At 55.9% G+C, this 11,422-nt stretch carries 11 protein-coding genes; 5 read left to right on the top strand and 6 right to left on the bottom strand.

Annotation, left to right across the window (positions count from 1 at the left end; translation table 11 throughout):
• Positions 1-59: 59 nt before the first annotated feature.
• Positions 60-632 carry an elongation factor P-like protein YeiP gene (gene yeiP, locus ENTHG_RS02065; protein ID WP_044172975.1) on the bottom strand — a complete coding sequence of 191 codons (573 nt, stop codon included), beginning with the start codon at positions 630-632 and terminating at the stop codon, positions 60-62.
• 146 nt (positions 633-778) lie between these two features.
• Here yeiP and ENTHG_RS02070 point away from each other — a divergent pair, with 146 nt between their 5' ends.
• A complete protein-coding gene (locus ENTHG_RS02070; RefSeq protein ID WP_044172978.1) occupies positions 779-1,033 on the top strand; it encodes a YkgJ family cysteine cluster protein in 255 nt (84 codons plus the stop codon).
• An 8-nt stretch (positions 1,034-1,041) separates the two neighbouring features.
• Here the strand turns inward: ENTHG_RS02070 and idnR are convergent, their stop codons facing one another.
• From idnR to idnO, 3 genes are all read right to left on the bottom strand, one after another.
• A complete protein-coding gene (gene idnR / locus ENTHG_RS02075; RefSeq protein ID WP_044172980.1) occupies positions 1,042-2,034 on the bottom strand; it encodes a DNA-binding transcriptional regulator IdnR in 993 nt (330 codons plus the stop codon).
• Between the two features lie 79 nt (positions 2,035-2,113).
• A complete protein-coding gene (locus ENTHG_RS02080; RefSeq protein WP_044172981.1) occupies positions 2,114-3,400 on the bottom strand; it encodes an MFS transporter in 1,287 nt (428 codons plus the stop codon).
• Positions 3,401-3,522: 122 nt separating this feature from the next.
• On the bottom strand, positions 3,523-4,287 hold the full coding sequence (gene idnO, locus ENTHG_RS02085; protein ID WP_044172983.1) for a gluconate 5-dehydrogenase: 765 nt from the start codon (positions 4,285-4,287) through the stop codon (positions 3,523-3,525).
• Positions 4,288-4,696: 409 nt separating this feature from the next.
• On the opposite strand from idnO, the gene fruB reads away from it, so the two are divergent.
• From fruB to fruA, 3 genes are read left to right on the top strand one after another with little or no spacing between them, the layout of a single operon-like run.
• A complete protein-coding gene (gene fruB / locus ENTHG_RS02090; protein ID WP_044172985.1) occupies positions 4,697-5,827 on the top strand; it encodes a fused PTS fructose transporter subunit IIA/HPr protein in 1,131 nt (376 codons plus the stop codon).
• Entirely contained in the window at positions 5,827-6,765 is a 939-nt protein-coding gene (gene fruK / locus ENTHG_RS02095) for a 1-phosphofructokinase (RefSeq protein WP_044172987.1), read from the top strand. The genes fruB and fruK overlap by 1 nt, the downstream gene beginning before the upstream one ends.
• A 16-nt stretch (positions 6,766-6,781) precedes the next feature.
• The gene (gene fruA / locus ENTHG_RS02100) at positions 6,782-8,473 is read left to right on the top strand and encodes a PTS fructose transporter subunit IIBC (protein WP_044172989.1); all 1,692 of its coding nucleotides are present in this window, start codon (positions 6,782-6,784) and stop codon (positions 8,471-8,473) included.
• A 214-nt stretch (positions 8,474-8,687) separates the two neighbouring features.
• Here fruA and nfo read toward each other — a convergent pair whose 3' ends face one another.
• Positions 8,688-9,545, bottom strand: coding sequence for a deoxyribonuclease IV (nfo, locus tag ENTHG_RS02105; RefSeq protein WP_044172990.1), 858 nt, complete (start codon positions 9,543-9,545; stop codon positions 8,688-8,690).
• 106 nt (positions 9,546-9,651) lie between these two features.
• Positions 9,652-10,701, bottom strand: coding sequence for a YeiH family protein (locus tag ENTHG_RS02110; protein ID WP_044172992.1), 1,050 nt, complete (start codon positions 10,699-10,701; stop codon positions 9,652-9,654).
• Between the two features lie 117 nt (positions 10,702-10,818).
• On the opposite strand from ENTHG_RS02110, the gene ENTHG_RS02120 reads away from it, so the two are divergent.
• Positions 10,819-11,422: LysR family transcriptional regulator (locus ENTHG_RS02120; RefSeq protein WP_044172994.1), on the top strand; the 604-nt coding region annotated here is incomplete at its 3' end.

An 11,422-nucleotide genomic window follows, 5' to 3' on the forward strand; every position in this document is an offset into this window, starting at 1 on the left:
ACCGCCTTATCCGGGCTACGGATCAATACCCTCCCTTGGGGGAGAGGGTTAGAAGCGAATTAGTCAGCACGACCCATATAGCGTTTTTCCTCGATATGGATACGAATCTTTTCGCCCGCGGAGAGGTATTCCGGTACCTGCACCACGAGGCCTGTGGTCAGCGTGGCCGGTTTGTTACGGGCGCTTGCAGAAGCGCCCTTGATGCCCGGCGCGGTTTCTACAATTTCCAGATCCACCGTCTGCGGCAACTCCAGCGCCAGCAACTGGCCATCCCACAGCAGTACCTGCATATCCGGCATGCCGCCTTCAGGAATAAACAGCAGTTCTTCTTCGATTTGATCTTTGGTGAAGGTATACGGCGTGTAGTCTTCTTTATCCATAAAGACATACTCGTTACCGTCAATATAAGAGAAGTCAACAAAGCGACGGTTCAGGGTCACGGTGTCGAGCAGGTCGTCGCCTTTAAAGCGTTCTTCAACTTTCAGCCCGGTGCGGACGTCGGAAAAGCGCATTTTGTACAGCGTCGCCGCGCCGCGGGCGCTGGGTGACTGAATATCGATATCTTTAACAATCAGCAGCTTGCCATTGTAGTTCAGCACCATACCTTTTTTAATTTCGTTCGCTCTTGGCATCGATGAAATCCTGTGAAGTAAAATTAACGAAAATATCGCGACAAAGTACTCGCGCAGGGCGCTCCAGGCAAGCGGAATCGCCGGGTTTTGCGTTGTACAGGCAAAAGGTGCTAGCTTACGCGTCAGCCTGTTTGAGAATCTATATTATGGAATGCCGTCCGGACTGCGGAGCCTGCTGTATTGCTCCTTCTATTTCAAGCCCTATCCCCGGCATGCCACAGGGCAAGCCTGCAAATACCCGCTGCGTTCAGCTGGCGGATGACAACCGATGCCTTATCTTTTTTTCGCCGCTCCGCCCCGCGGTTTGCGCCAGCCTGCAGCCCAGCCGGGAGATGTGCTCTACCGACCGGGAGGCGGCGATCACCTTTCTTATCTCGCTGGAAGACGCGACTGCGCCGTAAGGGGGCTGTTAAAGGGTATCGCCATAATAAATTTGATAGCCGAGGTTCACGCTTTCCGGGGTGTCTTTACCGCCAAGCCGCATCAGAAGCAGTTCCGCAGCGACTTTACCCATCTCATAGCGCGGCGTGACCACGCTTGCGATCTTTTGCAGTCGGGCGCGGCCAATTTCCAGGCCATGAAAACCGGCAATTGCAATGTCCTTAGGGATGTTGCGCTGTTGTGCCTGGCATTCAAGCAGCACGCCTACCGCCAAATCATCATTGGTACAGAAGATAGCATTGGTCTGCGGTCGGTCGCGCATCAGTTGCAGAAACATCTGGCGACCCAGGGTAATCGAGGAGATGCTTTTGGGGGCAAGGTGCCATGCGCTTAAGCCGTGCGGGGCGAGGGCGGCTTGCGTGCCGCGAAATCGGCTAATATCGCGCGGATCATCCATTGAACCAAAATAGGCGATGTTACGTTTACCGCTGTCGATAAACGCTTGGGTCATCTCGAAAGCGGCTTTTTCATTATCAAAACCCACCTGTATATCCATTGGATTTTCCGACAGATCCATTAATTCCGCTACCGGAATGCCGCTGGCGCGGAGGTATTGCATCATCCGTTCAGTATGCTGCTTGCCGGTGAGAATTAGCCCATCAATATTGTATGAGAGTAGATTGAGCACTTCCCGCTCTTCCCGCTCGGGGTCATATTCATAATTAGCGATAAGCGTTTGATACTGATGAGCCGAGGTCACTGATTCGATGCCTGCCAGCACGTCAGCAAAAATCAAATTGCGAAAAGAAGGGATCAGTACGCCGAAGGTTTTACTGCGCGCGTTAAGCAGAATTTCAGGCGCGCGATTGGGAATGTAATTATTCTCCTCCATGATCCTTGCGATCAGGGTACGGCTGCGTTGCGAAACCTGATTCGGATCGCGCAGATAGCGACTGACCGTCATTTTATTGAGCCCGGCAAGATCGGCAATATCTTGCAGTGTCATCCGACTGTTTTTCATGAGGTTCTCTGCGACTGGACGGCAATTTTTTCCGCAGAGAACCATATCATAGTACGCTCAGGCACGCACCACTGGCGGCTTAGCTGGTCGCCTTGCCGGTGGTCAGCGGTGTTGCAGCCGAGTGATTACCGGCACGCACGTGATACATCAGCACCACCGATGCCAGCAGTGCGATGGCCATAAAGGAGTACGAGACTCCGGGGCCGCCTGTCAGGCCGTTAAGATAGCCCACCAGCCAGGCACCAAGGAATGCGCCAAGCGCGCCGAAGCTATTAATAAGCCCCATTGATACACCAGAAACGTTGCGCGGCAGCAGTTCTGGTATCAGCGCGAAGAAAGGCCCATAAGGCGCGTACATGCAGGCGGCGGCGATCACCAGCAACGCATAAGAGAGCCAGAACGCGTGGCTACCCAGCATCCACGAGCAGAAAAACGCGATGGCGGCGATTAGCAGTAGCGGCCAGACGAACAGCTTGCGGTTCTGATATTTATCAGACAGCCATGAGACCGTCAGCATCAGGCAGATCGCGGCGAGATAAGGCACGGCAGCCAGCCAGCCAACGGAGACAATATCCATCTGCGCGGCATTTTTCAAAATCGAGGGCATCCACATCATGAAGCCATAGACGCCGATGCTCCAGAGGGCATGCACGGCGCAAAGCATAATGACATTGCGTGAACGTAACGCTTCGCCATAGTTACGCACTGGCTTGATCGCGCTCTGCTCGCTGTCCATCGCCTGTTGAAGTACCGTTTTTTCCTGCGCATTAAGCCAGGATACTTCGGCAGGTTTATCACGAACCAGCACCCACCAGCATACGGCCCAGATTACCGCTGGAAAGCCTTCAATAATAAACATCTCACGCCAGCCCCATGCCTGGATGAGGTAGCCAGAGACAATCGACATCCACAATACCGTCACCGGGTTGCCAAGAATCAAAAACGTATTGGCCCGCGAACGTTCGGTTTTTGTAAACCAGTTGCTGATATAGATAAGCATGGCGGGCATGACTGCCGCCTCCACTACGCCAAGGGTAAAACGTATTGCCATTAGTGTCGGAATATTACTGACGAACCCGGTAGCGGCGGCGCAAAAGCCCCATAAGATCAGGCTACAAAATATCATTTTCCGCACGCTACGTTTGACTGCATACAGCGCGCCAGGCACCTGGAAAAAGAAATAGCCCAGAAAGAAGAGCGCACCGATTAAAGAAGCCGTACCTTTGGTAATGCCCAGATCGTGTTCAATACCTGCGGCAGCGGCGAAACCATAATTTGCCCGATCAAGATAAGCCAGACTATAGGTAATGAAAATAATAGGCATCAAATACCACCAGCGCCGTGCTGGTAATTTTGGCATGTTCATATATAACCTCAGATAATGAGTTTAATATTACTTTATCACTGTTGGGATAATAAGAATCAGCTGCGCGAATTAAAGTTCGAGCAGATACTTCAACAGTAATATTCAGGGTTATTAATTTAAGATTACACTGCCGCCAGCATACCCCCGTCGACAAAAAGCAGATGGCCGTTAACAAAGTCTGAGGCAGGCGCGGAAAGGTACACTGCTGCGCCTATCAGCTCTTCCGGCTTACCCCAGCGGGCTGCGGGCGTGCGCTGATAAAGCCAGGCGGAAAATGTTTCATCATTAACCAGCGCTGAAGTCATTTCAGTTGCGAAATAGCCAGGCGCAATTCCATTGACCTGAATATTATATTCTGCGAGTTCCACACACATGCTACGCGTTAACATTTTTACCGCGCCTTTTGATGCCGCGTAAGGCGTAATTGTTTTTCGTCCTAGTTCACTTTGCATCGAGCAAATATTAATGATTTTACCCTGGCGGCGTTCCATCATGTTTTTTGCCACCTGCTGGGATACCAGAAAAACCGATTTTTGGTTCACTTCTATCACGTTATCCCACTCTTCTTCCGGGAACTCTGTAAAAGGATAACGCCGCTGAATGCCCGCATTATTAACCAGAATATCAATTGGTCCTTCATTGCGTTCAATATTGGTAATGGCCTGCTTAACCTCATTTGATCGGGTGACATCAAAGCCATAGCCCACAGCGTGATAGCCCATTTTTATCAACAACTGCGCGGCTTGTTCAGCACGAGCCTGCGTTTTGTCATTAATAATGATTTCGGCCCCATGCGCCGCCAGTCCTTTTGCCAGTAAATTGCCGATTCCCTGTGCTGACCCGGTTATTAATGCACGCTTCCCTGATAGGTCAAATAAGTTCTTCATAACAGCCTCCTTTGTAATGTTATCGGTAACTGTATACGCGTAACAGTAAAAATAAAAAGAGATTTATCACGAAAATGACCATTTTGTGATGGAGTGTACATTTAGACCCTATGGCGGGGTGGTGATGGGCAAAAGGGGAGAACAAAGTCTTTCAGCCCCCGCTGAAGTGTTGCTGAAGGAAGGCTAACTGACAGTCAGCTTCCTTCAGCAAAAGTGCCTTCTGAGAGTAAGAATTGTGCAGTAGATCGAAATTCTGTCATTGAAATGACGACTTTTCTTGCGTGCTGACGCGGAAAAGACAAGACTCCTCGAAACGTTTCAGCGTCATCTTGTTTCTCGGCACCCTTCAGGATGGCGCATTATTTCTCAGAAAGGCTGAAACGATTCAGTTCAGCAGGAGAGGGGTTACATGTTCCAGTTATCCGTTCAGGACATCCATCCTGGCCAGCAGGCCGGGAACAAAGAAGAGGCGATTCGCCAGATAGCGGCCGCGCTGACCGAAGCCGGCAACGTGGCGGGCGGCTATGTAGAAGGTATGCTGGCGCGCGAACAGCAGACGTCAACGTTCCTTGGCAATGGTATCGCCATTCCTCACGGCACCACCGACACCCGCGATCAGGTGCTGAAAACCGGCGTGAAAGTTTTTCAGTTCCCGCAGGGCATTCTGTGGGGCGAAGGCCAGGTTGCTTACGTGGCGATCGGTATCGCCGCCAGCTCTGATGAACACCTTGGTCTGCTGCGTCAGCTGACCCACGTGCTCAGCGATGACGATGTGGCCGCGCAGCTGCAATCCGCGACCACCGCTGAAGAGCTGCGTGCGCTGCTGATGGGCGAGAAACAGTCCGCTTCCCTGAAACTCGACAACACCATGCTGTCACTGGATGTTGCCGCCAGCGACCTGGTGACATTGCAGGCGTTGAACGCCGCGCGTCTGAAAGAGGCGGGGGCGGTTGATGCGGTATTCGTGGCGCGCGCCATTAATGAGCAGCCGCTGAATCTGGGGCAGGGCGTGTGGCTTAACGACAGCGCCCAGGGCAACCTGGCGAGCGGCGTTGCGGTCAGCCGCGCGGCAAAAGCCTTTGATGTGGAAGGGGAGAGCGCGGCGATGCTGGTCAGCGTCGCCATGGTGGACGAGCAGCCGATTGCCGTACTTAAACGCCTGAGCGATATGCTGCTGGCGAGCAAAGCTGAACGTCTGCTGAACGCCGATGCCGCCACGCTGCTGGCGCTGCTGACCAGCGACGACGCGCTGGCGGAAGATCTGCTGAGCGCTGAATTCGTCGTGCGTAATGAGCACGGTCTGCATGCCCGTCCGGGCACGATGCTGGTTAACACCATTAAACAGTTCAACAGCGACATCACCGTCACCAACCTCGACGGCTCGGGCAAACCGGCCAACGGCCGCAGCCTGATGAAAGTGGTCGCGCTGGGGGTTAAAAAAGGTCACCGCCTGCGCTTTACCGCCCAGGGCGAGGATGCGCAGCAGGCGCTTGACGCCATTGGCGAAGCCATCGCCGCGGGTCTGGGAGAGGGTGCATAATGAGCAGACGTGTCGCTACTATTACCCTGAACCCGGCCTATGACCTGGTAGGCTTCTGCCCGGAAATCGAGCGTGGCGAAGTTAACCTGGTGCGTACCACCGGCCTGCATGCCGCAGGTAAAGGGATCAACGTTGCAAAAGTACTGAAAGACCTGGGCATTGACGTTACGGTCGGCGGCTTTCTTGGCAAAGACAACCAGGACGGCTTTCAGCAACTGTTCAGCGAACTGGGTATCGCCAACCGTTTTCAGGTGGTGCAGGGCCGTACCCGCATCAACGTTAAGCTGACTGAAAAAGACAGCGAAGTGACCGATTTCAACTTCTCCGGTTTTGAAGTGACCCCGGCGGACTGGGAACGCTTCGTCGCCGACTCCCTGACCTGGCTTGGCCAGTTCGATATGGTCTGCGTCAGCGGCAGCCTCCCTTCCGGCGTCAGCCCGGAAGCCTTCACCGACTGGATGACCCGCCTGCGCAGCCAGTGCCCGTGCATTATTTTCGACAGCAGCCGCGATGCGCTGGTCGCTGGCCTGAAAGCTGCGCCGTGGCTGGTTAAACCTAACCGCCGCGAACTGGAAATCTGGGCAGGTCGCAAGCTGCCCGAGCTGAAAGATGTGATTGAAGCGGCGCATGCGCTGCGTGAACAAGGTATTGCCCATGTCGTTATTTCGCTGGGCGCTGAAGGGGCGTTGTGGGTTAACGCTTCTGGCGAATGGATCGCCAAACCGCCGTCAATGGAAGTGGTAAGCACCGTTGGCGCAGGGGATTCAATGGTTGGCGGGCTGATTTACGGCCTGCTGATGCGTGAATCCAGTGAGCATACGTTACGGCTGGCCACTGCGGTGGCCGCGCTGGCGGTCAGTCAGAGTAACGTCGGCATTACCGACCGTACCCAGTTAGCCGCGATGATGGCGCGCGTTGACTTACAACCCTTTAACTAACAGCAGGAGAGGCATAATGAAAACGCTGCTGATAATTGACTCCGAACTCGGGCAGGCTCGCGCTTATATGGCGAAGACGCTGCTGGGCGCGGCGGCACAAAAAGCGAATTTGCAATTTGTTGAAAACCCGGACGAAGCCGAGCTGGCGATTGTGCTGGGCTCCCGTATTCCGGCAGACAGCGCGCTGACAGGCAAAAAGGTCTGGCTGGGCGATGTAAACCGCGCCGTTGCGCACCCGGAACTTTTTTTGAGCGAAGCGAAAAACCACGCGACGCCGTATACCGCCCCTGCGGCGGCCCCGGCTCCGGTTGCCGCGGAAGGCCCGAAACGCATCGTTGCGGTCACGGCCTGCCCGACCGGCGTGGCACATACCTTTATGGCCGCTGAGGCTATCGAAACCGAAGCGAAAAAACGCGGCTGGTGGGTGAAAGTTGAAACCCGCGGCTCTGTTGGCGCGGGCAATGCCATCACGCCGGAAGAGGTGGCGCAGGCGGATCTGGTTATCGTCGCGGCGGACATTGAGGTTGATCTGGCGAAATTCGCCGGTAAGCCGATGTACCGCACCACCACCGGTCTGGCGCTGAAAAAGACGGCGCAGGAACTGGATAAAGCGCAAAGCGAAGCGAAAACCTACCAGCCGAGCGGTAACGCTGCTGCGGCTAACGGGGAAACGAAGAAAGAGAGCGCAGGCGCCTATCGTCACCTGCTGACCGGCGTGTCGTACATGTTGCCGATGGTGGTGGCGGGCGGCCTGCTGATCGCACTCTCCTTTGTATTCGGTATCGAAGCCTTTAAACAGGAAGGGACGCTGGCGGCGGCGCTGATGCAAATCGGCGGCGGTTCAGCCTTCGCTCTGATGGTGCCGGTACTGGCGGGGTATATTGCCTTCTCCATCGCCGACCGTCCTGGTCTGACGCCGGGTCTTATCGGCGGTATGTTAGCGGTGAGCACCGGCTCCGGCTTTATCGGCGGTATCATTGCCGGCTTTATCGCCGGTTACATGGCGAAAGCTATCAGCAAAGGGCTGAAGCTGCCGCAGAGTATGGAAGCGCTGAAACCTATCCTGATCATTCCGCTTATTTCCAGCCTGGTGGTTGGCCTGGCGATGATCTATGTGGTCGGTACGCCAGTGGCGAAAATCCTCGCGGGCCTGACCAGCTGGCTGCAGGGCATGGGCACGGCGAACGCGGTTCTGCTGGGCGCTATCCTCGGCGGTATGATGTGTACTGATATGGGTGGCCCGGTGAACAAAGCAGCCTATGCCTTCGGCGTTGGCCTGTTGAGTACCCAGACCTACGCGCCGATGGCAGCCATTATGGCCGCGGGGATGGTTCCGCCGCTGGCTATGGGCCTGGCGACGATGGTTGCCCGCAACAAGTTTGACAAAGGTCAGCGTGAAGGGGGCAAAGCGGCGCTGGTGCTGGGCCTGTGCTTTATCTCCGAAGGGGCTATCCCGTTCGCGGCGCGTGACCCGATGCGCGTACTGCCTTGCTGTATCGTAGGCGGCGCGTTGACCGGCGCTATCTCCATGGCGGTTGGCGCGAAACTGATGGCGCCGCACGGTGGTCTGTTCGTGCTGCTGATTCCAGGCGCGATCACCCCGGTGCTGGGCTACCTGCTTGCCATTGTCGCCGGTACGCTGGTGGCGGGCCTGGTCTACGCCTTCCTGAAGCGTCCGGAAGCCGAAGCGGTAGCGAAAGCGGCCTGATAGCGGCGTAGCCAATGACGAAGTAGATATAGCAAAAGGGCCGGTTATCCGGCCCTTAGTTTGTCGACAAATCCGGGAGTGTTGAAAGAGCAGCACAATGAGAGTAGCCCGGATAAGGCGTTTCGCCGCATCCGGGAGTCCCGGGTGCGCTGTGCTTACCCGGGCTACGCCGTTCCATCAATAATATCCTGCGGGTTCTGTCCCGCCTGCGGTATTACGCTGCCGCCTCTTCGCTCTGCTGCGCTTTAAGCCAGGCAATCTCTTCGGCCCAGATATCCGGGTTAACCGTTTCCAGAATCAGTGGGATGCCGTCGAAGCGGGCGTCCTGCATGATCCAGCGAAACGGCGTATGGCCGATATTGCCTTCACCCAGGCTGTGATGACGGTCAACACGGCTGGCGAACTGGCTTTTCGCATCGTTGAGATGCATGCCGCGCAGGTAGCGAAACCCCACCACCCGTTCAAACTCGGCGAACACCTGTTCACAGCTCTCCGTTGTGCGCAAATCGTAACCGGCGGCGAAAGCATGACAGGTATCAATACAGACGCCGACGCGGGATTTGTCCTCCACGCCGTCGATAATGGCGGCGAGGTGCTCGAAACGAAACCCGAGGTTGCTGCCCTGACCGGCGGTGTTTTCGATCACCGCCGTCACGCCTTTGGTCTGCGCCAGCGCAATGTTAATTGACTCGGCGATGCGCGCCAGGCACGCCTCTTCGCTGATTTGCAGCAGGTGGCTGCCGGGGTGGAAGTTAAGCAGCGTCAGCCCCAGCTGTTCGCAGCGCTGTAGCTCATCAAGAAAGGCATCCCGGGATTTCTCCAGCGCTTCGGCCACCGGGTGACCAAGGTTAATGAGATAGCTGTCGTGAGGGAGAATTTGCGCAGGCGTGAAGTGATGTTTTTCGCAGGCGGCTTTGAAGGTGTCAATGGTGTCCGTGCTCAGCGGCGCAGCGCGCCACTGGCGCTGGTTTTTGGTGAACAGAGCAAACGCGGTTGCGCCAATTTCAGCGGCGCGAACCGCGGCATTCGCCAGGCCACCGGCGGCGCTGACGTGTGCTCCAACATACTTCATAAAGGGGACTCCTGTTAAACCCGCCAGTCACCGTTTGCTGTCGTGACGCGGTCCGTGAAAAACAAACGTCAATCATAGCGGGTTAACGACTCAGGAATACACCCCTTTATGCCAGCAGATGCTGTATCAGCAGATTTATCACCCCGCCGCCAACAATCAGCCAGCCGAAAAGCATCAGCGCCATCAGCAGCGGTTTCGCACCGGCTCTTTTCAGCGCGCTGATATGGGTGGTCAGCCCCAGCGCCGCCATCGCCATCGCCAGCAGGACGGTATCGAGCGTGACCAGCGCGTTGACCAGCGCTGCGGGCAGCAGATGAAACGAGTTGAATGCGGCCACCAGGATAAAGAACACGGCAAACCACGGAATAATGATTTTACTCTTTTCGCCTTCGGCGGCGGGGGAGAGCTGTTTCACGCGCGTCGCCAGAATCAGCAGGAACGGCGCCAGCATCATTACGCGCAGCATTTTGGCAATCACCGCCGCGTTCTCGGCGTCCGGCCCAACGGCGTGACCTGCGGCGACCACCTGCGCGACCTCATGCATGGTTGAGCCCATATAGATGCCGTAGGTTTCCTGAGTAAACAGATGCCCGAACAGCGGATAGATGGCCGGATAAAGGAAGATGGCGATGGTGCCGTAAATCACCACCGTAGCGACGGCGACCGACACTTTACTGGATTCCGCTTTTACCACCGGTTCGGTCGCCAGTACCGCCGCCGCGCCGCAGATGCTGCTGCCCGCGCCAATCAGCCAGCTTGTTTGCTTATCGAGGCCAAACACTTTTTGCCCCAGCCAGCAGGCCAGCATAAAGGTGCTGGAGAGCGTCAGCACATCAATCACGATGCCGCTTACGCCAACATCTGCGATTTGCGCGAAGGTCAGACGAAAACCGTATAAAATGATGCCCGCGCGCAACAAATAGTGCTTCGCCCATAAAACCCCCGGGTCACAGCGTCCGGTCAGGCGCGGATAGAGCGTGTTGCCCACCAGGATGCCAAACAGGATAGCCAGCGTCAGGGCGCTGAAACCTGCTCCGGCGACGGCGGGAATATTGCCAAGCCATAGCGCCAGCCCAGCGATAACGGCGCTGAGCACCAGCCCTGGCACGAGCAGAAATCGCGTACTACGGGATAATTGTTGAGTTAAATCAGTCATAACCTTCTCCTTTGTCCGGAATAAGGTTACGGTCTGCGGGCTCAAACGTAAAATTGATTATATATTTATAATTAATCATTATAAGTGGTAAGCACGCTTACCCGACGGTATAAAACTATGCATATCACACTACGCCAGCTTGAAGTTTTCACCGAGGTGCTGAAAAGCGGCTCCACCACCCAGGCCTCGCAAAGGCTGGCGCTTTCGCAATCAGCCGTCAGCGCGGCGCTAACGGATCTGGAAGGGCAACTGGGCGTGCAGCTTTTCGATCGCGTCGGTAAACGGCTGGTGGTGAATGAGCATGGCCGTTTGCTCTACCCCCGAGCGCTGGCGCTGCTGGAGCAGGCTACCGACATTGAGCAGCTTTTTCGGGAAGATAACGGCGCTATTCGGGTTTTCGCCAGCAGCACTATCGGCAACTACATATTGCCGGAGGTGATCGCCCGCTATCGACGCGACTTTCCTGAGCTGCCGCTGGATATGAGCGTCGGCAACAGCCAGGAGGTGATCAACGCGGTCACCGATTTTCGCGTGGATATCGGCCTGATTGAAGGGCCGTGCCATACGGCGGACATCATTGCCGAGCCGTGGCTTGAAGACGAGCTGGTGGTCTTTGGCCCGCCGGACTCGCCGTTCGTGCAGGGGGAGGTCACCCTGAAACAGCTGGCGGCCGCGCCCTGGATCCTGCGCGAGCAGGGGTCGGGCACGCGGGAAATTGTCG

Origin of the sequence: Phytobacter massiliensis JC163, from assembly GCF_000321045.1 — a bacterium.
Classification (GTDB): Bacteria; Pseudomonadota; Gammaproteobacteria; order Enterobacterales; family Enterobacteriaceae; genus Phytobacter_A; species Phytobacter_A massiliensis.